General features: G+C 69.1%; 26 protein-coding genes, 2 tRNA genes and 1 pseudogene. 15 read left to right on the top strand and 14 right to left on the bottom strand.

Features of this window, described 5'->3' with window-relative positions; genetic code table 11:
* The first annotated feature begins 18 nt into the window (after positions 1–18).
* The 6 genes from tmk (at position 19) to AUC47_RS09050 (ending at position 4,740) form a co-directional block, all read left to right on the top strand.
* Entirely contained in the window at positions 19–648 is a 630-nt protein-coding gene (gene tmk / locus AUC47_RS09075) for a dTMP kinase (RefSeq protein ID WP_096714894.1), read from the top strand.
* A gap of 52 nt (positions 649–700) precedes the next feature.
* The gene (locus AUC47_RS09070) at positions 701–1,855 is read left to right on the top strand and encodes a DNA polymerase III subunit delta' (protein ID WP_096714893.1); all 1,155 of its coding nucleotides are present in this window, start codon (positions 701–703) and stop codon (positions 1,853–1,855) included.
* Complete coding sequence (locus AUC47_RS09065) at positions 1,852–3,408, top strand: alpha/beta hydrolase (protein ID WP_096714892.1); 1,557 nt, start codon at positions 1,852–1,854, stop codon at positions 3,406–3,408. The genes AUC47_RS09070 and AUC47_RS09065 overlap by 4 nt, the downstream gene beginning before the upstream one ends.
* Positions 3,409–3,480: 72 nt before the next feature.
* A tRNA-Thr gene (locus AUC47_RS09060) sits at positions 3,481–3,556 on the top strand.
* Between the two features lie 78 nt (positions 3,557–3,634).
* Entirely contained in the window at positions 3,635–4,216 is a 582-nt protein-coding gene (locus AUC47_RS09055) for an isochorismatase family protein (protein ID WP_096714891.1), read from the top strand.
* Complete coding sequence (locus tag AUC47_RS09050) at positions 4,213–4,740, top strand: DUF1697 domain-containing protein (protein WP_096714890.1); 528 nt, start codon at positions 4,213–4,215, stop codon at positions 4,738–4,740. The genes AUC47_RS09055 and AUC47_RS09050 overlap by 4 nt, the downstream gene beginning before the upstream one ends.
* A 10-nt stretch (positions 4,741–4,750) precedes the next feature.
* On the opposite strand, the gene AUC47_RS09045 is transcribed toward AUC47_RS09050, so the two are convergent.
* Positions 4,751–4,954, bottom strand: coding sequence for a hypothetical protein (locus AUC47_RS09045; RefSeq protein WP_096714889.1), 204 nt, complete (start codon positions 4,952–4,954; stop codon positions 4,751–4,753).
* A gap of 25 nt (positions 4,955–4,979) precedes the next feature.
* On the opposite strand from AUC47_RS09045, the gene AUC47_RS09040 reads away from it, so the two are divergent.
* Positions 4,980–5,501, top strand: a complete 522-nt coding sequence (locus AUC47_RS09040) for a CGNR zinc finger domain-containing protein (RefSeq protein ID WP_096714888.1) — start codon at positions 4,980–4,982, stop codon at positions 5,499–5,501.
* 30 nt (positions 5,502–5,531) lie between these two features.
* Here AUC47_RS09040 and AUC47_RS09035 read toward each other — a convergent pair whose 3' ends face one another.
* The 3 genes from AUC47_RS09035 to AUC47_RS09025 form a co-directional block, all read right to left on the bottom strand.
* A complete protein-coding gene (locus tag AUC47_RS09035) occupies positions 5,532–6,080 on the bottom strand; it encodes a type 1 glutamine amidotransferase domain-containing protein (protein WP_096714887.1) in 549 nt (182 codons plus the stop codon).
* Positions 6,081–6,219: 139 nt separating this feature from the next.
* Positions 6,220–6,292, bottom strand: a tRNA-Lys gene (locus tag AUC47_RS09030).
* A 129-nt stretch (positions 6,293–6,421) separates the two neighbouring features.
* Complete coding sequence (locus AUC47_RS09025) at positions 6,422–7,081, bottom strand: fasciclin domain-containing protein (protein ID WP_096714922.1); 660 nt, start codon at positions 7,079–7,081, stop codon at positions 6,422–6,424.
* Between the two features lie 208 nt (positions 7,082–7,289).
* Between AUC47_RS09025 and sigK the strand changes: the two genes are divergently transcribed.
* From sigK to AUC47_RS09005, 4 genes are all read left to right on the top strand, one after another.
* Positions 7,290–7,889, top strand: coding sequence for an ECF RNA polymerase sigma factor SigK (gene sigK / locus AUC47_RS09020; RefSeq protein ID WP_179297570.1), 600 nt, complete (start codon positions 7,290–7,292; stop codon positions 7,887–7,889).
* Positions 7,886–8,710, top strand: a complete 825-nt coding sequence (locus tag AUC47_RS09015; protein ID WP_096714886.1) for an anti-sigma factor — start codon at positions 7,886–7,888, stop codon at positions 8,708–8,710. Before sigK ends, AUC47_RS09015 begins: the two co-directional genes overlap by 4 nt.
* Before the next feature lie 26 nt (positions 8,711–8,736).
* Positions 8,737–9,366, top strand: coding sequence for a DNA-directed RNA polymerase subunit beta (locus AUC47_RS09010; protein WP_096714885.1), 630 nt, complete (start codon positions 8,737–8,739; stop codon positions 9,364–9,366).
* 182 nt (positions 9,367–9,548) lie between these two features.
* Positions 9,549–10,433 (top strand): aminodeoxychorismate lyase, encoded by an 885-nt coding sequence (locus tag AUC47_RS09005; RefSeq protein WP_096714884.1) that lies wholly within the window; start codon positions 9,549–9,551, stop codon positions 10,431–10,433.
* Positions 10,434–10,527: 94 nt separating this feature from the next.
* Here the strand turns inward: AUC47_RS09005 and AUC47_RS16920 are convergent, their stop codons facing one another.
* The 9 genes and pseudogenes from AUC47_RS16920 to AUC47_RS08965 all read right to left on the bottom strand — a co-directional run bounded on the left by AUC47_RS16920 (position 10,528) and on the right by AUC47_RS08965 (position 19,489).
* Positions 10,528–10,785, bottom strand: a complete 258-nt coding sequence (locus tag AUC47_RS16920; RefSeq protein ID WP_256999499.1) for an endonuclease domain-containing protein — start codon at positions 10,783–10,785, stop codon at positions 10,528–10,530.
* 167 nt (positions 10,786–10,952) lie between these two features.
* Positions 10,953–11,051 (bottom strand): annotated as a pseudogene (locus tag AUC47_RS17005) (type IV toxin-antitoxin system AbiEi family antitoxin domain-containing protein); the annotation flags it as partial.
* Positions 11,052–11,306: 255 nt separating this feature from the next.
* Positions 11,307–12,086: a phosphate ABC transporter ATP-binding protein PstB gene (gene pstB / locus AUC47_RS08995; RefSeq protein WP_096714882.1), complete on the bottom strand. Its 780-nt coding sequence runs from the start codon at positions 12,084–12,086 to the stop codon at positions 11,307–11,309.
* Positions 12,087–12,122: 36 nt separating this feature from the next.
* Positions 12,123–13,220 (bottom strand): phosphate ABC transporter permease PstA, encoded by a 1,098-nt coding sequence (pstA, locus tag AUC47_RS08990; protein ID WP_179297569.1) that lies wholly within the window; start codon positions 13,218–13,220, stop codon positions 12,123–12,125.
* A 1-nt stretch (position 13,221) separates the two neighbouring features.
* Positions 13,222–14,187 (bottom strand): phosphate ABC transporter permease subunit PstC, encoded by a 966-nt coding sequence (pstC, locus tag AUC47_RS08985; RefSeq protein WP_096714881.1) that lies wholly within the window; start codon positions 14,185–14,187, stop codon positions 13,222–13,224.
* Between the two features lie 135 nt (positions 14,188–14,322).
* Positions 14,323–15,423 (bottom strand): phosphate ABC transporter substrate-binding protein PstS, encoded by a 1,101-nt coding sequence (gene pstS / locus AUC47_RS08980; protein WP_096714880.1) that lies wholly within the window; start codon positions 15,421–15,423, stop codon positions 14,323–14,325.
* Positions 15,424–15,613: 190 nt separating this feature from the next.
* Positions 15,614–16,591: an NUDIX hydrolase gene (locus AUC47_RS08975; RefSeq protein WP_096714879.1), complete on the bottom strand. Its 978-nt coding sequence runs from the start codon at positions 16,589–16,591 to the stop codon at positions 15,614–15,616.
* The gene (locus tag AUC47_RS08970) at positions 16,588–18,753 is read right to left on the bottom strand and encodes an RNA degradosome polyphosphate kinase (protein WP_096714878.1); all 2,166 of its coding nucleotides are present in this window, start codon (positions 18,751–18,753) and stop codon (positions 16,588–16,590) included. The genes AUC47_RS08975 and AUC47_RS08970 overlap by 4 nt, the downstream gene beginning before the upstream one ends.
* Positions 18,754–18,805: 52 nt before the next feature.
* Positions 18,806–19,489, bottom strand: a complete 684-nt coding sequence (locus AUC47_RS08965) for a winged helix-turn-helix transcriptional regulator (protein ID WP_096714877.1) — start codon at positions 19,487–19,489, stop codon at positions 18,806–18,808.
* Between the two features lie 72 nt (positions 19,490–19,561).
* On the opposite strand from AUC47_RS08965, the gene AUC47_RS08960 reads away from it, so the two are divergent.
* The 3 genes from AUC47_RS08960 (at position 19,562) to ygfZ (ending at position 21,734) form a co-directional block, all read left to right on the top strand.
* Positions 19,562–19,849: a hypothetical protein gene (locus AUC47_RS08960; RefSeq protein WP_096714876.1), complete on the top strand. Its 288-nt coding sequence runs from the start codon at positions 19,562–19,564 to the stop codon at positions 19,847–19,849.
* A 159-nt stretch (positions 19,850–20,008) separates the two neighbouring features.
* Positions 20,009–20,611, top strand: a complete 603-nt coding sequence (locus AUC47_RS08955; protein WP_096714875.1) for an FABP family protein — start codon at positions 20,009–20,011, stop codon at positions 20,609–20,611.
* A gap of 1 nt (position 20,612) precedes the next feature.
* The gene (ygfZ, locus tag AUC47_RS08950) at positions 20,613–21,734 is read left to right on the top strand and encodes a CAF17-like 4Fe-4S cluster assembly/insertion protein YgfZ (protein ID WP_096714874.1); all 1,122 of its coding nucleotides are present in this window, start codon (positions 20,613–20,615) and stop codon (positions 21,732–21,734) included.
* 25 nt (positions 21,735–21,759) lie between these two features.
* Here ygfZ and AUC47_RS08945 read toward each other — a convergent pair whose 3' ends face one another.
* A complete protein-coding gene (locus AUC47_RS08945) occupies positions 21,760–22,584 on the bottom strand; it encodes a class I SAM-dependent methyltransferase (protein ID WP_096714873.1) in 825 nt (274 codons plus the stop codon).
* A gap of 78 nt (positions 22,585–22,662) precedes the next feature.
* Here AUC47_RS08945 and AUC47_RS08940 point away from each other — a divergent pair, with 78 nt between their 5' ends.
* Positions 22,663–23,412: a phosphoglyceromutase gene (locus AUC47_RS08940; protein ID WP_096714872.1), complete on the top strand. Its 750-nt coding sequence runs from the start codon at positions 22,663–22,665 to the stop codon at positions 23,410–23,412.
* The last annotated feature ends 60 nt before the right edge of the window (positions 23,413–23,472 follow it).

The raw sequence follows: 23,472 nt of genomic DNA, 5'->3' as shown, positions 1-23,472 counted from the left end.
CGAAGTGAGGGTCGGTTCGTGACCTCGGAGCGCGGGGTCTGGGTCACGCTCGAGGGCGGGGACGGCTCCGGCAAGACCACGCAGGCCAACCTGCTCGCCGAGTGGCTGACCGGTACGGGTCGCGCGGTCGTCCGCACCCGTGAGCCGGGAGGGTCTGAGGTCGGTCAGCTCATCCGCGACATCGTGCTGCACCACCGCGGTGACATCGCTCCGCGGGCCGAGGCCCTTCTCTATGCCGCCGATCGCGCGCATCACGTGGCGACGGTCGTCCGTCCTGCCATGGCGCGCGGCGAGATCGTGCTCCAGGATCGCTATCTCGACTCGTCGGTCGCCTACCAGGGCGCGGGCCGGGTGCTCGACGCCACCGAGATCCGAGACCTCTCGCTGTGGGCGGCTGAGGGTGCGCTCCCCGACCTGACGATCCTCCTCGACCTCGACCCCGACGCCGCGCGGACGAGGCTCGACTCCGCCGACAAGCCGTTCGACCGCCTCGAAGCGGAGAAGGGCGAGTTCCACCGCCGGGTGCGCGACGCGTTCCTCGCGCTGGCCGCTGACGAACCCGACAGATTCGTCGTGCTCGACGCCGCCGAAGCGCCGGAACGGATCGCCGACCGCATCCGCGAAAGGGTGCAGGGTCTGCTGCGCTGACGAGCGGGATCCGACGCTCACGGACGTCGGTGCCGCCGATTAGGCTGAGTGCATGCCCCAGACCGTATCTCCGCCCTTTCCCTGGGCCGATGTCTGGGGGCAGGACGCGGCGGTCGAGACCCTCCGCGCCGCGGCATCCGATCCCGCTGCGCTCTCGCACGCCTGGCTGATCACGGGACCGCCCGGTTCCGGCCGCTCCACGCTCGCTTACGCGTTCGCCGCCGCGCTGATCGCCGATCGGCCCGACGACGAGGCCACGATGCGGCAGGTCCTCGCCGGTACGCACCCCGACGTCACCGCGCTGCGTACCGACAAGGTCATCATCACCATCGCGGAGGCGAGGTCGCTCGTCGAGCGCTCGTACTTCGCGCCTTCAGCCGGCCGCTACCGCGTGATCGTCGTCGAGGATGCCGATCGCATGGTCGAGCGCACCTCCAACGTGCTGCTCAAAGCGCTCGAAGAGCCTCCGGAGCAGACGGTCTGGGTGCTCTGCGCGCCGAGCGAGGCGGACCTGCTGCCGACCATCCGATCGCGCGTGCGGTCGCTTCGTCTCCGCGAACCCGACGTCGCGGACGTGGCACGCCTGATAACCGTCCGCACCGGCGTCGACGCGGCCGTCGCCGAACAGGCCGCGCGCCATGCGCAGCGGCACATCGGCATGGCGCAGCGTCTCGCCACCGACGATGCGGCGCGTCGTCGTCGCGACGAGACGCTGCGCTCGGTGATCGGCGTCCGCGGCGTCAACGACGCGGTCGAGGTAGCCGGGCGCATCATCCAGGCGGCGACCGACGACGCGAAGGCGCTCACAGCCGAGCGCGACGCCGCCGAGAGGGCGACGCTCTTGCGCACCGTCGGCATCGCCGAGGGGCAGGCCGTGCCGCCTGCCCTGCGGTCGCAGATCTCGGCGCTCGAAGACGAGCAGAAGAAGCGCGCCACCCGCAGCCTGCGCGACGGGATCGACCGCGTGCTCACCGACCTGCAGTCGCTGTTCCGCGACGTCGTCATGCTGCAGTTCGGGCGCGACGAGCTGATCAACAGCGAACTCCGCGACGAGCTCGCCGCGCTCGCGTCCGCGTGGCCCGAGACACGTACCCTTGTCGTACTTGACCACCTTGCCGAGACCCGCCAGTCGCTGGAGCGCAACGTCGCACCGCTGCTCGCCCTGGAGAGCTTGCTCGTGACCGTCACGAGCGGGAGGACACCGTGACCGACCGACAGACTTCCCGCTTCCGCCGCGTCCTCGCGACCGTCGCCGGCCTCGCCGTGGCATCCGTCGCGCTCTCCGGCTGTCTCTACGCCATGATCCCCGAGGGGGCGGAGCCCAAGCCCTCCGTCACCAACGCGCCCGACACGGAGGGCGTCAGCGAGGACCTCATGCCCTTCTACGGGCAGACCCTCAGCTGGACCCAGTGCGGCACCGGCTTCGACTGCACCGACGTCACCGCGCCGCTCGATTGGGAGAATCCCGCTGATGGCGAGATCACGCTCTCGGTCGTCCGCCACCAGGCGACGGGAACCGCGAAGGGCTCGCTGCTCACGAACCCCGGCGGTCCGGGCGCCAGCGGCGTCGACCTCATCCGCGACAGCCTCGACTTCGCGGTCGGCGCCGATCTCATCGAGAACTTCGACGTGATCGGGTTCGACCCGCGAGGCGTCGGGCAGTCGACGGCCGTGACCTGCTTCGACGCCGCGGGCATGGACGAGTACCTGTACTCGATCCCGTCCGCTCCGCGCGGCAGTGCCGAATGGGAGGCCGAGCTGCTGGCGGCGCACAAGGAGTTCGCCGATGCGTGCGAGGCGAACAGCGGCGGCATCCTGCCGTTCATCACGACGATCAATGCCGCGCGCGACATGGACCTGATCCGTGCGGTCCTGGGCGACAAGCAGCTGAACTACCTCGGGTTCTCGTACGGCACGTTCCTCGGCGCCACGTATGCGAACCTCTACCCCGAGAAGGCCGGTCGCCTCGTGCTCGACGGCGCGATCGATCCGTCGGTGTCCGGACTCGACGTCGGGGCCACACAGGCTCTCGGCTTCGAATCCGCGCTGCGCGCGTACATGCAGGACTGCCTCGATTCCGGCGGGTGCCCCTTCAACGGCTCGGTCGACGAGGCGATGACCGACCTCGGCGCGCTGCTCGCGAGCGTCGACGCCGTGCCGCTCGAGAACGGCGACGGGCGGATGCTGGGAGCCGATGCCCTCATGACCGCGATCATCGCCGCCCTGTATTCGCAGGACAGCTGGACGTATCTCACGCAGGCGTTCGACGAGGCGCTGCAGGGCGATCCCTCGACGGCCTTCCTGCTCGCGGACTTCTACAACGGGCGGGAGAACGGCAGCTACATCGACAACTCCTCGGAGGCGTTCCGCGCCTACAACTGCATGGACTACCCCGTCGAGGACGACCCGGCCGCGGAGGCAACGACGTCGGCCAAGATCGCCGAGGGCGCCCCGACCATCGCGCCCTATTGGGACGGCCCCGACTCGTGCGAGGTGTGGCCGTATCCGCCCACCGGCACTCGCGGGGAGATCACCGCGGAGGGTGCGGGGCCGATCCTCGTGGTGGGTACGACCAATGACCCCGCCACGCCGTACGAGTGGTCGGAGTCGCTCGCCGACCAGCTGTCCGAAGGTGTTCTGATCACGCGAGTGGGCGAGGGGCACACCGGATACAACAAGGGCAACGCATGCGTCGACGGCGCCGTCGAGGCCTTCCTGCTCGACGACACCGTGCCCGAAGACGGTCTGCGCTGCGAGTGACGTCGATCCTGCGCGAGCCGAACCGACCTCGATTCGCGGTGCGCGTCCGGAACGGGTAATATCGATGATCGCGCCGCTTTAGCTCAGTCGGCAGAGCATTTCACTCGTAATGAAAAGGTCGTCAGTTCGATTCTGACAAGCGGCTCCACCAGGCCCCGTGATGCGAAGAACATCACGGGGCCTTCTGGTTTCCCCGCACCGATTCACTCCGGCGTACGCTCGGAGCATGAGTAGAGCGCTCCTCATCGTCGACGTGCAGAACGACTTCACCGAGGGCGGCGCGCTGGCCGTCGCGGGTGGGGATGCCGTGGCATCCGCCGTCTCCGCCTACCTCGACGCCCACGCCGGCGACTACGAGGTCATCATCGCGTCACGGGACTGGCACGACGCGGAGGGCGACAACGGCGGGCACTTCCACGACGATCCCGACTTCATCGACTCCTGGCCCGTGCACTGCGTCGCCGGCACGGAAGGCGCCGAGTACGACCCGCTCCTCGACACGGACGCCGTCACCCATCACGTGCACAAGGGTCAGGGCATCCCGGCGTACTCGATGTTCGAGGGGCGCACCGAGAAGGGCGAGACCGTCGGTGCCATCCTGACGGCAGCGGGCGTGATGGAAGCCGACGTCGTCGGAATCGCCACCGATCACTGCGTCCGCGCATCGGCGCTCGATGCGATCGCTCACGGCGTGCAGGTGCGGATCCTCACCGACCTCGTCGCAGGTGTCGCCCCGGGATCGAGCCGGTCGGCGCTGGCCGAGTTGGCGCATGCGGGCGCCGTGCTCGTGGAAAGTGGCGACGCATGACCCGCAGCGTCCTGCTGCTGCGCGCCGTGAACGTCGGCGGCCGGGGCAAGGTGCCGATGGCCAGGTTGCGCGAGGTGCTGGCACCGGAGCTGGGCGACGTCTCGACGTACATCGCGAGTGGAAACGTCATCTGCGCGACCCCGTCGGACCCGGATGCCGCGTGTGCCCGCGTACGCGCCATCATCGCCGAGGAGTTCGACGTCGACACCCCCGTCATCCATCGCACCCACAGCGAGCTCGCTGCGGCTGCATCGACGCATCCGTTCCCGGAGGCGTCGGAGAAGATGCTGCACGCCATGTTCCTCGAGGGCGACGCAGGCGACGGGGCCGTCGAGACGCTGACGGAGCGGCTCGTGCCGGGGGAGCGCATCGTGCTCATGGGGCGCGAACTGTGGATCGACTACGGCGAGGGCGGGGTGCAGAACACGCGTCTCACGAAGGCCGTGCTCGACCGGGCGCTGGGGGTCGCCGGCACTGCGCGGAACCTGCGCACGGTCCGCACGCTCGTGGAGCTGACTGCCTGACCGCCTGACCTCAGCGTGCGTCGAGCTCGACGCTCAGGGCCGCCGGGGGCATGGCCGGAAAAGCCTGGAGGTCGACGCGGCGGGTTCCGCAGTCGCCGCATCGGACGTAGAGCACGACGCCTTCGCTGGTCGCGTGGCGCGACTCGATGAGCCATGCGTGCTCATGTGCCGCAGAAGTGGGATGGGGTACCGGGAGCGTGTGCAGTGAGGTCATGCATCCAGCGTGATGTAATGGCCTTATGCATCTCAACCCTTACGGCGAGTACGCGGTGCTGCTGGCCGCCTCGCTCGCGAACGATTGGCCCGCCGATCGCGCAGCCATCGAGGTGCGGACGCTGTCGATGGGAATGACCATGGTCTTCCCGCCGGCGCCCGACGACCACGAGCGTGTGCGCGACGTGATCGACGACTGGCTGGAGGTCGTCGACCAGTCCGACCCGGGGGAGCGGGCCCGACTCCTGAACGACCAGATGGCCGAAGCCGCGGCCTATCCTCGCCTCACGAATCACAGCGGCGAGGGCTGGCACCTGCACTACCGCGACGACGTGCCGTCGCTGCCCTTCGTCCTCCGGGGCATCATCACCGTCGGCACGTCTCTGCACCTGGTGACCAGGGGGATGGATCGCCTCGGTCGATGCGAGGCCCCACCGTGCACCAACGTGGTCGTCGACATCACCCGCAACGGCCGGCAGCGGTTCTGCTCGGTCCGCTGCGCGAACAGAGCGGCGGTCCGGCGTCATCGCGCTCGATCGAGCGCGTGACCCCGGACCGCCGGTTCGCAGAAGGGGAGATCAGGCCGTCTGGCCGGCGTGCTTGCCTTCCGCCACCTCTTCGACGAGCTTCGCGTTGAACGCGGGCAGATCATCGGGCGTGCGGCTCGAGACGAGACCGTTGTCCACGTGCACCTCTTCGTCGACCCAGGTGGCGCCGGCGTTGCGGAGGTCGGTGGCCAGGCTCGGGTAGCTCGTGAGCGTGCGTCCGTCGACCACGCCCGCCTCGATGAGGATCCAGGCGCCGTGGCAGATGACGGCAACCGGCTTGTGCTGCTCGAAGAACGTCCGGGCAAGCGCGATCGACGGCTCGTCGAGACGCAGGTGATCCGCGTTCACGACGCCGCCCGGCAGGACCAGCGCGTCGAACTCATCGGCCTTCGCCGCGTCCGCCGTCAGATCCACGTGCTGCACGTGCCCGTTCTTGCCGGTGATCTGCTGACCCTCGGGGGCGATGAGGGTCGCGCTCGCGCCCTCGGCCTGCACGGCCTCCCACGGGCTGGTCAGCTCGCTGTCCTCGAATCCATCGGTCGCGAGGAATGCCACGCGGCTGTCGGTCAGAGTCGCCATGATGCGTCCTTTCGTGGAGGTCTGGGTTCCCGGTTCGGGAACTCTTCGACCCTCTCGCGAGGGGGCGACGCGGAAAAGGGGGTGGCCGGATCCCGGGGCGGGTGCTAACGAGATCGCGGTCCGGGCGGTAGCTGTGCGGTGGGCCCCGTGGGGCTCGAACCCACGACCCGCGGATTAAAAGTCCGATGCTCTGCCAACTGAGCTAGAGGCCCGTCCCCCCAGTCTAGGGGCGCGAAGAAGGGGCCGCCGACGATTCGCATCGTCGACGGCCCCTGGTTCATCTCACCGCCCTCCCCCTGGTGGCGAGACGGTTACCGAGAGTGCTCCTCGGTATGACGGGATCACATCGGGGGCATCAGCACCGAGTCGATGAGGTACACCGTGGCGTTGGCGGTCTGGACGCCACCGCAGATGACCGCGGCGGAGTCGTTGACCATGATGTCGTCGCCGCTGCCGGTGACGGTGAGGTCAGCGCCCTGCACGGTGGTGTGCGTTCCGTCGATGTCGGACGGGGCGATCTGGCCGGGGACCACGTGGTACGTGAGGATCGAGCTCAGGGTCGCGCTGTCGGTCTTGAGCGACTCGATGGTGGCCGGGTCGATCTTGGCGAAGGCGTCGTCGACCGGAGCAAAGACGGTGAACTCGTCACCGTTCAGGGTGTCGACGAGGTTCACGTCGGGGTTGAGCTGACCGCTCACGGCCGAGACGAGCGTGGTGAGGAGGGGGTTGTTCGACGCGGCGACTGCGACCGGGTCCTTCGACATGCCCTCGACGGAGCCGGCGCCGTCCGGAACCTGCTCGGCGTACGCTGCGCAGCCGGGGCCGACGAGGTCGGCCGCCGGGTCCATCGTCTCGGGAGCCGTCGACTCCGACGTCTCCGGTGCGGAGGACTCCATCGGCTCGTCGGACGAGCCGCCGCCCATGGAACATCCGGCGAGGACGAACGCGCTTGCCAGACCCAGGGTGATCGCTGCGGTGACCTTCTTCTTGGTGCTGAACATCTCGTGCTCCTTCAGAAACTGAGCCACGGCCTCTCCGTGGCGTTGACAGCTGTTCGGAACCCCTCGGAGATCGGATGGGAAAAAGTTCGGACGGATCTCGCGCATCGCTCTTCCAATCCGTTTCGCCCCAGGGTCACGAACCTGTCACGAGCGGTTCTTTTCCCTCACGTTCCGGTGACGGTGCGCGGGAAAGGCAGGAGGATGCGGCATGCTTGTACAGATGGTCATCGACGGGATGGACGTACCCGAGGACGGTACGGCGAGGGATGCCGTCGCCGACCTTCTCATACGCATAGGCGAGGGTGACGAGCGCGCTCTCGCGGAGCTGTACGACTCCCTCTCCTCTCGTGTGTTCGGCCTGATCCTCCGGGTGCTGGTGAACCGCTCGCAGAGCGAGGAGGTCCTCCAGGAGGTCTTTCTCGAGATCTGGCAATCCGCTACGCGCTTCGCTCCGAACAAGGGTCAGGGAAGAACCTGGGTCATGACGATCGCGCACCGCCGTGCGGTCGACCGGGTCCGAGCATCCCAGTCCAGCGCGGACAGGGATGTGAAGGCCGGGTACAGGGATATCGGGGTCGCGCACGACAGTGTGGCGGAACGGGTCGAATTGGGCATCGAGGGCGAGAAGGTCAGGAACGCGCTCGCAGGTCTTCCCGAGGCGCAGCGCGAAGCGCTCGTCCTCGCGTATTTCGGCGGATACAGTCAGAACGAAGTCGCGGTGCTCCTCGGAGCCCCGCTGGGGACGATCAAGACACGGATGCGGGACGGACTCAGCCGTCTGCGCACAGCCATGGGGGTGACAGCATGAACGAGAACGAATTCGCAGAGCTCGCGGCGGGCGCGGCGCTCGGCGCGCTGTCGCCCGACGACCAGCAGCGCTATCACGCCGCCCTGGCCGCGAACCCGGAGTGGCAGAAGATCGCCGATGCGGATGCCGCGGTCGCGGCGTTGCTCGCCGAGGGTGTGGCTCCGGTCGCGCCGCCGGCTGACCTCCGCGCGTCGCTGCTCGCCCGGATCGCGACGACGCCCCAGAACGGCGAGGTGTTCGTCGAGGCGGCGGATGCCGCCGGCTCCGCCCGCGAAGCCGACTCCGAGGAGGGCGATGATCAGGCGTCCACCGCGGCGAGTCACCGTCCCGCACTCGGCGGAGAGACCGGTGCCGAGGCGCCGGCACGACGCCTGCGCGTGCTCTTCGCTCTCGCTGCCTGCCTCGCGCTGCTCGTCGGAGTCGGTGTCGGCACGGTCGCGCTCAACGACTACCTGAATCGCCCGGCGAGTGTCGTGGCGCTGCAGGAGATCCAGTCCGCCGACGACGCCCAGCAGGCCAGCGTGGAGCTGGCCGACGGTGGGACGGCCACGGCGCACTGGTCGGCCTCGGTCGGCGAGGCCGTGCTCGTGGCGGACGGCATCGCATCGCTGCCCGACGATCAGGACTACGAGCTCTGGTTCGTGCGAGGTGACCAGCCGATCTCCGCGGGTGTCTTCGAGGCCCAGGACGGCGAGGCTACCGCCCTGCTGTCGGGTGAGATGCACGAGGGCGACGTGATCGCGGTCACGATCGAACAGGCGGGCGGCTCGCCGGACGGGTCCCCGACGACCGACCCGGTCATCGCGATCCCGACCGCCTGATCGCGAAGCGCGCGTACTCTGGAGTGATGCCCGAGCAGCACTCCCGCCCCGTACGTCGTCCGAGCAGCGCCTTCGACAACCTCGTCGGTCGTCATGATCCGGCGGAGGAGACGCGGGTCGCGCACGCCACGGCATCCGCTCTCCTGACTCGGGTGCGCGCCGACGAGAGCGGGGTCAGTGCGGACCGCCTGGTGGCGTTCACCGACGAGCACGGGATCGACGAGATCGCCGAGCTGTGGTCGAAAGCGCCGTCGCGAACGCTGCCCGGTGCCCTGTGGCGTCTGTATCTGCTGCAGCTCGCGATCCATTCCGATCCGCAGACCGCCGCGCTGCTCTACGAACGGGGGAGGGTGGAGCTGCCGTCGGCGGATGCCGTCATCGCCGGCGCTCCGGTGCCGGCCAACCCCGACGAGCTCGTCGTGCTGATCGACACGATCTTGCGGGGAGCGTTCCGTGGTGACTTCGCCGTCGCCCTCGACCGTGCCGCGGCGTTCTGCCGCGTGCAGTCGTCCGGCGCGACCCATACCGCCGACGACTATGAGGTGACCGAGCCGGCCAGGGCGAGCGAGCTGACCACGCGGGCACTCCGCCTCAGCAGCTATGCGCAGGATCTCTCGGCGTCCGCCGTGCTGTGGCGCCAGGGGGCTCTGGCCTGACCGTCTGATGCGGTGTCCGGGCGGTGTCTGGGGCCAGACATGAGAAGACCGGGCCGCAAGAACGCCTCTCGGCGGAAGGCCGCTCGCAGCGGCGAAAATTGGAGCCCGGGGTTATGCGGCCCGGCCTGTATCAGTGTAACGCGATGCGGCGGCAGGTATTCCCAGGGTCGTAGGCTCTCATCATGGCTCAGCGATTCGCTCTCATGATCGACCCCGCAGAGGTCGACGCCGACCGCACCGACTTCGCCGACACCTTCACGAAGGTCGACGCCGCCGCCCCCGCGTTGAGCGTGGGCGAGCTCAGCACGCAGCGCGGCGACGGGGTGTTCGAGTCGATCGGGGTCGTCGACCGGCATGCGCAGGAGGTGGTCCCGCATCTCGAGCGCCTGGCTCACTCGGCCCGCCTGTGCGACCTGCCGGTGCCGAACCAGGCGCAGTGGCACCAGGCCATCGGGGTCGCCGCTGCCGGCTGCGGCGACGGCGAGTACGTCATCAAGCTCATCCTCAGCCGCGGGGTCGAGCACGGGCCGACGCCCACCGCCTGGGTGACCGTCGCCCCGGCATCCGATTTCTCCGGCGTCCGTGAGAACGGAGTGCGCGTCGTCACGCTCGACCGCGGGTACGACCTCGATGTCGCGCAGCGAGCGCCCTGGCTGCTCCTCGGCGCGAAGACGCTGTCGTACGCCGTGAACATGGCGGCGCTGCGCGAGGCCCGCCGTCGCGGCGCCGACGACGCGATCTTCCTCTCGCGTGACGGTTACGTGCTGGAGGCGCCGACCGCCTCGCTGATCCTCCGGCGCGGTGATCGGTTCCTCACCCCCGCGCCGAACGGCGGCATCCTCCACGGCACGACCCAGCTGAGCGTGTACGAGCATCTGACCGCGCGAGGGTTCGCCGCCGAGTACGACCGCATCCCGGCATCCGATCTCACCTCCGTCGATGCCGCGTGGCTCGTGTCGAGTGTCAGGCTGGCGGCTCCCGTCACGGCCGTCGACGACGTCGAGATCCCGGTCGACCACACTCTCACGGCCGAGCTGAACGAGTACCTCCTCTCGCCCCGCGACTGAGCATCACCCGTCGGAAAACGGAGACTCGCGAGATGCTCGGCGGCGTGTCGCCCGGTGGCACGCCGGCGGTGCTCCGGCGTCTCTCCGCTTCCCCTCAGCGGAGGCCGTGCCGGATCATCGCGCCGAGGATCGCTCGCTCCACCGTCGGCCAGTGGTGCACGACCATCGCATAGGTGAATCGCAGGGTCTCGAAGCCGAGAGCGGACGCCGCGGCATCACGCCGCAGGTCTTTGCTGCGTGCTGCGGGGTCGCAGTGTCCTCGTCGGCGCAGGAAGCGATCTGCAGCAGGACGATCCGGACCGGTGGCAGTCTGCCTACGACGACGCGACCCGCATCCCAGTGCATCCGGCATCCCTCGCAACCTCCACGCGGCGTGCCCGCAGTGCCCATCCACACGTGGTGCTCCGGGGGCGTCCGCAGAATCCACAGCCCCAGGAGTCGGCCCGCCTCGCAGCATCCGACGGTGCCGCCGTGCTCTGCCGCGTGCAGCAGCGCGTCCGGCGTCACCGGCAGCGCGTACACCCCCTGGCGCGGACGCAGTATCTCTCCGGCTCGCACCGCCCGCGTCAGCTCGGCCTCCGACACTCCGCGGAGCCGCAGCTCGCGCGTCCGCGCCATCCGTCCGAGCGAGCAGAGCGCGGCATCCGCGCGGATGAATGACATGCGCGCATACTCGCGGAACCGCGGGATCCGGATCCGTCGGGCGCCGCAAATGCGCCATCCGATGTGCAGAACCGTCTCCGCCCTGCGCCCGTGCAGAAGGGGAGAGGCGGGGAATCGCAGAGCGGAGACGCCTCGGCCGGCGTGTCCACGAGGGACACGCCGGCCGAGGGGTGAAACGCCTGGTTTTTCCCGAAGGTGGGAGACCGGTGCTCAGCCGAAGCGACCGGACACGTAGTCCTCGGTCGCCTGCACGGACGGCGTCGTGAAGATCGTCGACGTGTCGTCGTACTCGATGAGCTTGCCTGGCTTGCCGGTGCCGGCGATGTTGAAGAACGCCGTCTTGTCGGAGACGCGGCTCGCCTGCTGCATGTTGTGCGTGACGATGACGACCGTGTACTCCTGCTTGATCTCGGCGATGAGCTCCTCGATCGCGAAGGTCGAGATCGGGTCGAGCGCCGAGCAGGGCTCGTCCATGAGGATCACGTCGGGGGAGACGGCGATCGCGCGGGCGATGCACAGACGCTGCTGCTGACCGCCCGAGAGGCCGGATCCGGGCTTGTCGAGGCGGTCCTTGACCTCGTTCCAGAGGTTCGCGCCGCGCAACGACTTCTCGACGAGCGCGTCCTGGTCGCTCTTTGCCATGCGGGCGTTGTTGAGCTTCACGCCCGCGAGCACGTTCTCCTTGATGGACATCGTCGGGAACGGGTTCGGACGCTGGAAGACCATGCCGACCTGACGGCGCACGAGCACCGGGTCGACACTGGCGCCGTACAGGTTCTTGCCGTCGATCAGCACCTCGCCCTCGACGCGCGCGCCGGGAATGACCTCGTGCATGCGGTTCAGGGTGCGCAGGAACGTGGACTTGCCGCAGCCGGACGGGCCGATGAAGGCCGTGACGGTGTTGGGCTTGATGTCGATGTTGACGCCCTCGACGGCGAGGAAGTCGCCGTAGTAGACGTTAAGGTCGTTGACTTCGATGCTCTTGGACACGAGTGATCCTTCTTGTTCAGTCGGGTTGGGGGCGGCTCAGCGGCCGGCAGTCTTCGGGGCGAACACCTTGGCGATGATCCTCGCCAGCAGGTTGAGCACCATCACGATGAGGATGAGGGTCAGGGCGGACGCCCAGGCTCGATCGAGGTAGGCGTCGACGGGGATTCCGGGATACTTCGCCTGCATGTACGAGAACACCGGCAGGGTGGCCATCTGCCCGCTGAACATGTTCGTGTTCATCCCCTGCACGATGCCGACCGTGAGCAGCAGCGGAGCGGTCTCGCCGATGACGCGGGAGATCGCGAGCATGATCGAGGTGGTGATGCCGGCGATCGCCGTCGGCAGCACGACCTTGAGGATCGTCAGCCACTTCGGCACGCCCAGCGCGTAGGCCGCCTCGCGGAGCTCGTTCGGAACGATGCGCAGCAGCTCTTCCGAGCCGCGCACCACGACCGGGATCATGAGCACCGACAGAGCGAGTGAACCCATGATGCCCATGCGGGTTCCCGGGCCGACGAGGAGGGCGAAGACCGAGTAGATGAACAGACCGGCGACGATCGACGGGATGCCGGTCATGACGTCGACGAGGAACGTGATGCCTCGGGCGAGCTTGCGGCCTTCGCCGTACTCCACGAGGTAGATCGAGGTCATCAGCCCGATCGGCACCGAGATGATCGTGGCGCCGAGGGTGATGAGCAGCGTGCCCCAGATGGCGTGCACGGCGCCGCCGCCCTCGCCGACGATGTTGCGCATCGAGAAGCTGAAGAACTCGCCGTCGAAGCGCGCGAGGCCGTTCACGACGACCGTGTAGAGCAGCGAGACGAGCGGTAGGAGCGCGACCACGAAGGCGCCGGAGACCAGAGCCGTCATGAGGCGGTCGACGGCGTGACGACGGCTCTCGACCACGGACGAGACCACGAAGATCAGCAGCATGTAGAGCAGCAGCCCGACGACGAGCGTCAGGGCGATGTTGAAGTCCGCGGGGTCGCCGCCGGCGTTCATGAACGCGAAGATCGTCCCCGACACGACGAAGGCCACGAGCAGCAGGGCCCACGGCATCCATTTGGCGAGATGGCCGGCCGAGGTCGTGTGCGTGGTCGCCGCGACCGGGGTGGGGGTCATGGTGGCGGTCATGTCAGTTGGCTCCCGAGAACTCGGCGCGACGCGAGACGATCCAGCGGGCGATGAAGTTGACGACGAAGGTGACGATGAACAGGATCAGACCGGCCGCGATCAGGGTGTTGACGCCCTCGTCGTGCGCCTCGGGGAAGCGCAGGGCGATGATCGCGGGGATCGTCGTCGGGTTCTCCGGGTTGATCAGGTTGAAGGTGATGATGCCGAGCGGCGAGAGCACGAGCGTCACGGCCATCGTCTCGCCGAGGGCGCGGCCGAGGCCGAGCATCGCGCCGGAGACCATGCCGCTGCGGGCGAAGGGGAGCACGGCCATGCGGACCATCTCCCAGCGCGTCGCTCCGAGGGCCAGGGCGGCCTCCTCGTGGAGCTTCGGCGTCTGCAGGAACACCTCGCGGCAGATCGCGGTCATGATCGGCAGGATCATGACCGCAAGGACGAGGGATGCCGTCAGGATCGTCTTGCCGGTGCCGGAGGGCGTGCCGCTGAAGAGCGGGATCCAGCCGAGGTTCTCGTTCAGCCACTTGTAGAAGGGCACGAGCATCGGTGCGAAGGTCAGGGCGCCCCAGAGGCCGAAGACGACCGAGGGCACCGCGGCCAGCAGGTCGATGATGTAGCCCAGCACACCCGCGAGTCGGCGCGGGGCGTAGTGCGAGATGAACAGCGCGATGCCGATGGCGATCGGGGCGGCGATGATGAGCGCGATGAGGCTCGCCCAGAGCGTGCCGAAGACGAACGGCCACACCCAGGAGAGGAAGGACTGCCCCTCGAGGATGTGATTGTTCGAGGTGTCGGGCGACAGTGCGGGGATCGCCTGCACGATGAGGAAGATCGCGACGGCGGCGAGGGTGATGAGGATGACGATGCCGGCCCCGAGCGCGGTGCCGGAGAAGACGAGGTCGCCCCGTCGGCGCAGGGCGGTGCGCGACCCGGGTGAACGGGTCTCTTGGCCCGTTGTGGTGGTGGTCATCTGAGCGGCTCCACGGTGTGCTCTGAGGGGCTGTCGGGTGTTCTCATGCGGGTGCCCCCGGGTGTCGGTCGAGGTCCTGTCGACCGACACCCGGGGGCGCCGGGACCGGAGCTCAGCGCCTGGCTGAGCTCACGATCACTCGGTGACGATCGCGTCGATCGCGGTGTTGATCTGCTCGCGCAGGCTGTCGGAGATCGGCGCGCTGCCTGCGGCCTCGGCTGCGGCATCCTGACCCTCGGCCGAGGCGACGTACTCGAAGTACGCCTTCACGAGGCCGGCGGTCTCGGCGTCGTCGTACTCGACGCAGCCGATGAGGTACGAGACGAGTGCGATCGGGTAGGAGCCGGCGGGAGCGGCTGCCGGGTCGACCGCGTAGGCGAGGTCGTGGTCGGAGCGGCCCTCCTCGAGCGGCGACGCCTCGACGAGCGCGGCGGCGGCCTCGGCGGAGTAGGCGACGTACTCGCCCTCGACCTCGACGGCGACCTGGCCGAGCTCCGAGGTGCGCGAGGCGTCGGCGAAGCCGATGTAGCCCGAGCCGTTGGTGATCGCGTCGACGACGCCCGAGGTGCCGTCTCCGGCCTCACCGGACTGGAGCGGCCACTCGTCGCCGGCCTCGTAGGTCCAGACGTCGGGGGCGACGGCGCTGAGGTACTTGGTGAACGTCTCCTGGGTGCCCGACGCGTCGGCGCGGTGCACCGGCACGATGGCCTGGTCGGGGAGCTCGACGCCCTCGTTCTGGTCGGCGATGGCCGGGTCGTTCCACTTGGTGATGGTGCCCGCGAAGATGCCGGCGAGCGTCTTGCCGTCGAGGTTCAGCTCGTCGATGCCCTCGAGGTTGAAGGCGACGGCGACGGGCGAGATGTAGACGGGGATCTCGACGATCTCGTCGGAGGCGCAGGAGCCGAAGCCGCCAGCGGCGAGCTCGTCGGCGTTGAACGCGCGGTCCGAGCCGATGAAGTTGGAGGAGCCGGCGATGAAGTTCTCGCGGCCGGTGCCCGAGCCCGTCGCGGTGTAGTTGACGGTCACATCGGGGTTGGCCGTCTGGAAGGCGGCGACCCAGGACTGCTGCGCGGCCTCCTGCGAGGACGCACCGGTGGCGTCGAGGCTGCCGGAGAGGGTGGAGTCGCTGGGGGCGTCGGACGATCCGCCGCTGGGCTCGTTCGCGGCACAGCCGGCGAGCGCGAGAGCGGCGACGGCGCCGATGGCGCCGATACGTGCGATTCGGGAGATCTTCACTGTGGATCCTTCGATCATGGATGGGTGGGGCCCGGTGCAGGGCACACAGTGACGCTAGGTGCGGCGGTTAACGAGACTCGACCGCGCAGGTGAACGGAAGGTGAACGACCGGCGACTCTCTGGGGGCGAACCCCGTGATCACGCGGAGAATCCGGGCACCCGTTCTGCGCAGCCGGTCGTGCGATCGGCGTCAGACCTTCGGGCTGTGCGTCTCGATCGCGATGATCCCGGATCCGGGGTTCGACGACGACAGGTGCACGACCGAGAACGCTCCCGGCTCGAGGTCGGCGGCGCTGCTGACGTACGACCCCTGGATCGTGCCGGTCGCGAGGGCGATCTCGGAGAGGATGCCGGGCAGCACCGGTCCGTGACTGCACACGACCGCGGGCTTACCCGAGCGCACGCGTCGACCGATGACGGACCGCAGGTCGTCGGTGCCGTCCTCCCAGGCGTCCTGGCTGATCTTCGCGGTCTTCACGGACTTGCGGTCGAGCGACTTCGCGAGCGGCTTCACGGTCTGCACGCAGCGCACCGCGTCGCTCGTCACGATGCGCCGCACTCCGAACGCCCGCAGCGGGCCGACGATCGAGTCGGCCTGGCGTCGTCCCCGCTCCGTGAGCGGGCGAGCCGCATCCGCACCGTCCCACTCCGACCGATGCAGCGCCTTGGCGTGCCGGAGCGCGATCACGGGGAACGTACGCAGAACACCGTCGTCCACGAGCTTCGCGAAGAAGTCGAGGATCTCGTGATCGACCGGGTAGCTGAGCCGGGCGCGCGCCTTCTTCAGGGGTACCCACTCGAGCGCGGCGATCTCCTTGTTCGGCACGAACGTCGATTCGCGGATCGCACGATCGGTGGCCTCGGCCGCCCAGTAGTGCACGACCTTCTGCTTGCTCGACGGAAGGTGGTAGCGGCTCACCCCGACGGGTACGCCGAGCGAGACGCGGATGCCGGTCTCCTCGTGCACCTCGCGCACCGCGGTCTCGGCGAGCATCTCGCCCGGATCGACCTTGCCCTTGGGAAGGGTGACGTCGCGGTATTTCGTGCGGTGGATCAGCAGGATGTGCAGCTTGTCGTCGACGAGACGCCACACGACGGCACCGGCCGCGTACACGGCCTTGTCCGTCCACTTCGAACGGACCGCCTGCGCTGTGGGCTGCGGAGTCATCGCGCCGCCCGGGCGCGCCGGCGGCGCTGGATCGAGCCCATCGTCTTATCCTGCAGGTCGACGAGCGGCTTGCCGTCGGCATCCTCGGCGTGGCGCGTCCACACCCCCTCCGGTCCGAGGTGCCACGACGAGGTGCCGGGAGCCAGGGCGAGATCGAAGAACGCCAGCAGCTCCTTCATGTGGTTCGAGTCGGTGACGCGCACGAGCGCCTCGACGCGTCGATCGAGGTTGCGGTGCATCATGTCGGCGCTGCCGATGTACACCTGCGGGTCGCCGTCGTTGTCGAACGCGAAGATCCGGGAGTGCTCCAGATACCGACCCAGGATGCTGCGGACGGTGATGTTCTCGCTGACGCCCTCGAGGTCGGTGCGCAGGCTGCAGATGCCGCGCACCCAGACGTCGACCTTCACGCCGGCGGCGCTCGCGCGGTAGAGGGCGTCGATGATCTCCTCGTCGACCATCGAGTTGACCTTGATGCGGATGTGAGCAGACTTCCCCGCCTCGGCATGCTTGCGCTCCACGTCGATCAGGCGGACGAGACCCTTGCGCAGGTGCAGCGGAGCGACGAGCAGCCGCTTGAACTTCTTCTCGATCGCATAGCCGCTCAGTTCGTTGAACAGACGCGTGAGGTCCTTGCCGACCTGGGGGTCGGCGGTGAAGAGTCCGAAGTCCTCGTAGATGCGACTGGTCTTCGGGTTGTAGTTGCCCGTGCCGATGTGGGAGTAGTGGCGCAGCACGCCCTCCTCCTCGCGGATCACGAGCGCGAGCTTGCAGTGGGTCTTCAGCCCGACGAGCCCGTACACGACGTGCACGCCGGCCTTCTCGAGCTTGCGCGCCCAGACGATGTTGTTCGCTTCGTCGAAGCGCGCCTTGACCTCGACGAGCGCGAGCACCTGCTTGCCGGCCTCCGCCGCGTCGATCAGCGCCTGCACGATCGGGCTGTCGCCGGATGTCCGATACAGGGTCTGCTTGATGGCGAGCACATGCGGATCGCGCGCCGCCTGCTCGAGGAACGCGACGACGCTGGTCGTGAAGGACTCGTACGGGTGGTGTACCAGCACGTCGGATTTGCGGATCGCCTTGAAGATGTCGGCGCGCGTCTCGTTCCCGCCCGGCTGGAACGCCACGGGCGTCGTCGGCAGGTGCGGCGGGTAGCGCAGGTCCGGACGGTCGATCCGCGACAGGTCGAACAGCCCGCGCAGGTCGAGCGGCCCGGGAAGGCGATAGACCTCCTGGTCGGTGATGTCGAGCTCGCGGGCGAGCAGGTCCATCGTGACCTCGTCCATGTCGTCGGTGATCTCGAGGCGGATGGGCGGGCCGAAGCGCCGCCGAAGCAGCTCGGCTTCGAGCGCCTGGATGAGGTTCTCGCTCTCGTCCTCCTCGATCTCGACGTCTTCGTTGCGGGTCAGCCGGAACGCGTGGTGGTCGAGCACCTCCATGCCGGGGAACAGGTCGCCGAGATGATTGGCGATGAGTTCCTCCAGGCGCAGGAACCGCTTGATCTCGCCGCTCCCGGGGACCTCCACGAAGCGCGGCAGCATCGGCGGCACCTTCAGACGTGCGAACTCCTGCCGGCCGGTGCGGGCGTTGCGGATGCGGATGGCGAGGTTGAGCGAGAGTCCCGAGATGTACGGGAACGGGTGGGCGGGATCGACCGCGAGCGGCATCAGCACGGGGAAGACCTGCGCGCCGAAGTACTCCGAGAGCGCCTCGCGCTCCGTGTCGGTCAGGTCGGACCACTCGGTGATCTCGATGCCGGCGTCCGCCAGAGCCGGCCGCACGAGGGACGTCCAGGCGTCGGCGTGGCGCAGTTGCAGGGCGTGGGCCTCGCGGGAGATGTCGGCGAGAGCATCGACGGGGGAGCGGCCGATGTTCGTCGGCACGGCGAGACCGGTCACGATGCGTCGCTTCAGCCCGGCGACGCGCACCATGAAGAACTCGTCGAGGTTGCTCGCGAAGATGGCGAGGAAGTTCGCGCGCTCCAGCTCCGGCAGGCTCGGGTCCTCCGCGAGCTCCAGCACCCGCTGGTTGAAGGCGAGCCAGCTCAGCTCTCGGTCGAGGTACCGGTGGTCCGGCAGCTGGGAGTCGGGTGCCTCGATGGCGTCGAAGTCGTCGTCTTCGGCATCACCGAGACCGGCGTCGGCGAGAGCGGGATCGATCATGGGGTACATCTAAGCACCGCGAGGTGTCGCGCGTGTGAACGGGCCTGCCTGCTCAGCGGGTCGCGGGGACGGTCTCGTCGTCGTAGACGTTGAAGCGGTAGCCCACGTTGCGCACGGTGCCGATGATCTGCTCCTGGTCGCCGAGCTTGGCGCGGAGGCGCCGCACGTGCACGTCGACCGTCCGCGTGCCGCCGAAGTAGTCGTATCCCCACACCTCGCTGAGCAGCTGCTCGCGCGTGAACACCCTCGACGGGTGCGTGGCGAGGAAGTGCAGCAGCTGGAACTCCTTGTAGGTGAGGTCGAGCGGTCGGCCGTGCAGCTTGGCCGAGTACGACTGCTCGTCGATCGAGACACCCGATGCCTGCACACGGCTGGGCTCGGCGACCTCGTCTCGCCGGGCGAGCGCGAGGCGCACCCGCGCATCGGTCTCGGCCGGACCAGCGGTGGCGAGCAGCACGTCGTCGATACCCCAGTCCCCGGAGAGCGCGCTCATGCCGCCCTCGGTGACGACGAGCAGGAGAGGGGCGTCCTGTCCGGCGGCGCGGAGCAGGCGGCACAGCGACTTCGCGCCGACGAGGTCGTGGCGGCCGTCGACGATCACGACGTCGTAGTCCGGAGCGCTCACGAGCTGCGCCGGCTCGGCTGCGATCTGCCGTACGCGGTGGCTGAGCAGTTCCAGGGCGGGAAGCACCTGCTCCGCAGTCGGAGCATTGGTCAACACCAGCACCTGGGCCACACGCACTCCTTCCAGACGGCGGGGTACGCCGTGGGGCCATGATACCGGGCGTGGATGGGTGAGAATGGAGTCATGACGGAACCTGCGCTCGCACCGAGGAACGCGTTCGTCGGCGTGCTCGTGGTCTGGGCGGTCGCCTTCGCAGCCTCGATCGCCATCGGCATCCTGGTCCCGGAGGAGTGGCGGGTGCCGTGGCTCGTCGTCGCCTTCGGCGGCGTTGTGCTGCTGTCGTTCGCCGTCCAGCTCGGGTACGGACGCACGCAGGGGTACATCCTGAGGGTTGCCGGCGGGGCTCTCGGGGCGCTCCTCGTGATGGGCGTGATCTCGGTCGGGTTCGGCCTCGCCGCCCTCGTCTCCTGATCGCGCGACAGCAGCGCGCACGGAGGGTAGTGTGGAGGTCATGGACCTCATGGCTCTCGAACTCTTCTACATCGGCCTGCTGGGCCTTGCGAGCCTCGCGATCGTCTTCGTCTCGGTCGTCGTGCTGCGCAACCTCTTCCGCGGCCAGCGCTGAGCGCGATGCTCGAGCTGCCCGTCGACCTCCCCGCAGATCTCGCACCCCTGGCATGGCTGATCGGCGTCTGGGAGGGCACCGGCGTCATCGACTATCCCGTCGGAGACGAGCGGCTGCAGGGCGAGTTCACGCATCGCGTGAGCTTCAGTCACGACGGAGGACCCTTCCTCAACTACGCCGCGACCGCCACTTTCACCGGCGATGACCACGCGGTGTCGGTCCCTCTCGTCGCCGAGTCGGGATTCTGGCGGCTCAGCCGTCCGGCGACCGACGCGGACGCCGGGCCCGGGCTGCTCCCCCCGCGCGGCGACGCCGCGGCGCGAGACGTCGACGACGTGGAGGCGCTGCGCGCAGCATCCGGCGGCTTCCCTCTCGAGGTCTCGATCGCGCACGCCGACGGGATGCTCGAGCTGTACCTGGGTGAGATCAACGGTCCGCGCATCGACATCGGAACGGATGCCGTCGTCCGCGCGGCGGGCGCCAAGGACTACGCCGGCGCCTCGCGCATGTACGGCCTCGTCGACGGGCACCTGCTCTGGGCCTGGGACATCGCGGCGCTCGGCACCCCTCTGCGTTCGCACGCCTCAGCTCGGCTCGCGAGGGTCTGACGTGGCCGGATTCGCCGACATCGCAGGTGCCGTCGCGGGCGAGGCGGGGATCGCGCACTTCGGCGACGCCTTCCGCGAGCAGCGCCGCCTCGCCGCCGGCGATGCGATCGTGCCGCTCGACGATCGAACCGTCATCGAGGTCGCCGGCCCCGAGCGGCTGAGCTGGCTCGACTCGATCACCTCTCAGGCGCTCGGACGGCTGACCCCGGGGGAGAGCACCGAGCTTCTCGTCCTCGATCCGCAGGGTCGTGTGGAGCACGCTGCGGGAGTCGTCGACGACGGTGCCTCGACGTGGCTCATCGCCGACGCCGGAGACGCCGACGCGCTCGCGACCTGGCTGCAGCGCATGAAGTTCCGCACCCAGGCGACCGTCGAGGTGCGGCCGGAGCTCGCACTGCTCGGAGTCGTCGACGGCGGTGCCGCCGCGCAGCGCGTGCTGTCCATCGCATCCGGCCCGGCCGGCGTCCCGCTGCTGTGGGTCGACCCCTGGCAGTCGGTGAGCGCGGGCGGCCACCAGTACTCCGAGGTGCCCAGCCATCCGGGTGCGGATCTGGCCTGGCGCGTCGCGATCGTCGCACGAGAGGATGCCGAGGCGCTCGCCGCCATCCTGCAGCCCGACGAGGTCGCCGGACTCCTCGCCGCCGAGGCCCTGCGCATCGCAGCCTGGCGACCGCGATGGTCGGCGGAGGTCGACGAGCGGTCGCTGCCGCACGAGACGGACTGGATCCGCACCGCCGTTCATCTCAACAAGGGCTGCTACCGCGGTCAGGAGACCGTGGCGAAGGTGCACAACCTCGGCCACCCGCCGCGTCGACTCGCCGCGCTGCACCTCGACGGAAGCGATGCCGTGCTCCCCGCTGCGGGAGACCCGGTCTTCGCCGGGGACGACGAGGTCGGACGCATCACGTCCGTCGCTCGCCATCACGAGGACGGCCCGATCGCCCTCGCGATCCTGTCCCGCCGGGCACCGGTCGGAGACCTCGTCGTGCGCACCGAGGGTGGTGACATCGCGGCGGCGCAGCAGGTCATCGTCCCCGGGGATGCCGGTGCGACCGCCGACATCCCCCGGCTGACTCGTCTGTCACGTCGACCCAGCGCTCCGGACCCGCGCAACGCCGGCTGAGGGTCGACCGGAGAGTTCGCGGGCATCAGTCGGCGGGTGCGACCGCCGCCCACGGCACCGTGAGTTCACCCAGCCGCCACCGCGCTCTGCCACCCTCGACCGGCCACCCCTGCGCGCGGAGCGCAGCCACCGTGGCGAGGAACCGCTGCGTCGCGCCGAACGTCGAGAGCGCCGCCGCGCGGTCCCATTCCCGGTCCAGGTCGACGAGCAGCGCGTGCACCCGTTCGCCGGGCACGTTGCGGTGGATCAGAGCCTTCGGCAGCCGTTCGGCCACGATGCCCGGGTGCTCGAGCTCCGACAGTCTCAGCGAGATCGTGAACCGCAACGGGGCGCCGGTCGCATCGACATCGACCCAGCTCGCGATGCGCCCGATCTCGTCGCACGTGCCCTCCACGAGCACCCCGGACGGCGCGAGGCGGGAGGCCATCGTGCGCCACGCATCCGGGACATCGGACTCGTCGTATTGCCGCAGTACGTTCATGGCCCGGATGACGGATGCCGTGCGACCACCGGGCAGCGGCACCTCGAACCCGCCGCGTCCGAACGACACGCGCAGGTCGGCGGGAAAGGGCGTACGACCGGCACGTACCTCCGCGAGCTGCGCCTCTGCCGTCGCGACACGCTCGGGGTCGAGTTCGAGGCCGCGCACCTCGGCATCCGGCCTGACGGGTCGCAGGCGTGCGGCGAGCTCGAACGCCGTGACGCCGCTCGCCCCGTAGCCGAGGTCGACCACCAGCGGATCGGCCGCTCGACGGAACGCCGCGCTCGCCGCGATCCAGCGGTCGATGCGCCGCAGTCGGTTGGTCCCTGTTGTGCCGCGCGTGGGCCGGCCGAGGGGAGAGGACGCCATGTCCCAATCCTCGCAGTACGGGCGAGCGCGTTCGACTCCTGCCGTCATCGCGCGATCCTGCGCCGATAAACTGGCGGCATGACTGCGACGCGTACCCTGATCCTGCTCCGCCACGGCCGGAGCGAGTGGAACGAACTGAACCTCTTCACCGGCTGGGTGGACGTCCGCCTCAACGAGCAGGGCAGGAACGAGGCCCGTCGCGGCGGCGAGCTGCTCGCCGAGTCCGGCATCCTCCCCGACGTGCTGCACACCTCGCTGCTGAGCCGCGCCATCCAGACGGCGAACATCGCGCTCGACGCCGCCGATCGACTGTGGATCCCGGTGACCCGCTCCTGGCGTCTCAACGAGCGCCATTACGGCGCCCTGCAGGGCAAGGACAAGGCGCAGACGCTCGAGGAGTTCGGCCCCGAGCAGTTCCAGCTGTGGCGCCGCTCGTTCGACGTGCCGCCGCCCGTGCTCGACGACGACAGCGAGTTCAGCCAGGTGAACGACCCGCGCTACGTCGGCATCGACGGCGAGGTGCCCCGCACCGAGTCGCTCAAGCTCGTGATCGACCGCCTGCTGCCCTACTGGGAGAGCGCGATCGTGCCCGACCTCGAGGCGGGGAAGACGGTCCTCGTCACGGCGCACGGCAACTCGCTGCGGGGCCTCGTGAAGCACCTCGAGGGCATCAGCGACGCCGACATCGCCGAGCTCAACATCCCCACCGGCATCCCGCTGGTCTACGAGCTCGACGAGAACAACGTGCCCACCGGTCCCGGTCGGTACCTCGACCCCGAGGCCGCAGCCGCCGGCGCCGCAGCGGTGGCCGCCCAGGGCAAGAAGTAACCGCACACACGGGAATGACGAAGGGGGCGGATGCTGCGACAGCATCCGCCCCCTTCGTCA

This window comes from Microbacterium sp. SZ1, from assembly GCF_002362255.1.
GTDB lineage: Bacteria > Actinomycetota > Actinomycetes > Actinomycetales > Microbacteriaceae > Microbacterium.
This window is presented reverse-complemented; position numbering and strand designations above follow the sequence as displayed.

What these genes read in the sequence shown, in the direction of transcription:
- AUC47_RS09045 (WP_096714889.1), bottom strand. Translation starts at nt 4,954, where the DNA reads ATGACCTCACTGCACACGCTCCCGGTACCCCATCCCACTTCTGCGGCA.
- AUC47_RS08970 (WP_096714878.1), bottom strand. Translation starts at nt 18,753, where the DNA reads ATGATCGATCCCGCTCTCGCCGACGCCGGTCTCGGTGATGCCGAAGAC.
- AUC47_RS08955 (WP_096714875.1), top strand. Translation starts at nt 20,009, where the DNA reads ATGCTCGAGCTGCCCGTCGACCTCCCCGCAGATCTCGCACCCCTGGCA.
- AUC47_RS16920 (WP_256999499.1), bottom strand. Translation starts at nt 10,785, where the DNA reads ATGCCGGATGCACTGGGATGCGGGTCGCGTCGTCGTAGGCAGACTGCC.
- AUC47_RS09005 (WP_096714884.1), top strand. Translation starts at nt 9,549, where the DNA reads ATGGCTCAGCGATTCGCTCTCATGATCGACCCCGCAGAGGTCGACGCC.
- AUC47_RS09040 (WP_096714888.1), top strand. Translation starts at nt 4,980, where the DNA reads ATGCATCTCAACCCTTACGGCGAGTACGCGGTGCTGCTGGCCGCCTCG.
- AUC47_RS09010 (WP_096714885.1), top strand. Translation starts at nt 8,737, where the DNA reads ATGCCCGAGCAGCACTCCCGCCCCGTACGTCGTCCGAGCAGCGCCTTC.
- pstC (WP_096714881.1), bottom strand. Translation starts at nt 14,187, where the DNA reads ATGACCACCACCACAACGGGCCAAGAGACCCGTTCACCCGGGTCGCGC.
- pstA (WP_179297569.1), bottom strand. Translation starts at nt 13,220, where the DNA reads ATGACCGCCACCATGACCCCCACCCCGGTCGCGGCGACCACGCACACG.
- AUC47_RS08960 (WP_096714876.1), top strand. Translation starts at nt 19,562, where the DNA reads ATGACGGAACCTGCGCTCGCACCGAGGAACGCGTTCGTCGGCGTGCTC.
- AUC47_RS09025 (WP_096714922.1), bottom strand. Translation starts at nt 7,081, where the DNA reads ATGTTCAGCACCAAGAAGAAGGTCACCGCAGCGATCACCCTGGGTCTG.
- sigK (WP_179297570.1), top strand. Translation starts at nt 7,290, where the DNA reads ATGCTTGTACAGATGGTCATCGACGGGATGGACGTACCCGAGGACGGT.
- AUC47_RS09070 (WP_096714893.1), top strand. Translation starts at nt 701, where the DNA reads ATGCCCCAGACCGTATCTCCGCCCTTTCCCTGGGCCGATGTCTGGGGG.
- AUC47_RS09035 (WP_096714887.1), bottom strand. Translation starts at nt 6,080, where the DNA reads ATGGCGACTCTGACCGACAGCCGCGTGGCATTCCTCGCGACCGATGGA.
- AUC47_RS09015 (WP_096714886.1), top strand. Translation starts at nt 7,886, where the DNA reads ATGAACGAGAACGAATTCGCAGAGCTCGCGGCGGGCGCGGCGCTCGGC.
- AUC47_RS08975 (WP_096714879.1), bottom strand. Translation starts at nt 16,591, where the DNA reads ATGACTCCGCAGCCCACAGCGCAGGCGGTCCGTTCGAAGTGGACGGAC.
- AUC47_RS08940 (WP_096714872.1), top strand. Translation starts at nt 22,663, where the DNA reads ATGACTGCGACGCGTACCCTGATCCTGCTCCGCCACGGCCGGAGCGAG.
- AUC47_RS09050 (WP_096714890.1), top strand. Translation starts at nt 4,213, where the DNA reads ATGACCCGCAGCGTCCTGCTGCTGCGCGCCGTGAACGTCGGCGGCCGG.
- AUC47_RS08945 (WP_096714873.1), bottom strand. Translation starts at nt 22,584, where the DNA reads ATGGCGTCCTCTCCCCTCGGCCGGCCCACGCGCGGCACAACAGGGACC.
- AUC47_RS09055 (WP_096714891.1), top strand. Translation starts at nt 3,635, where the DNA reads ATGAGTAGAGCGCTCCTCATCGTCGACGTGCAGAACGACTTCACCGAG.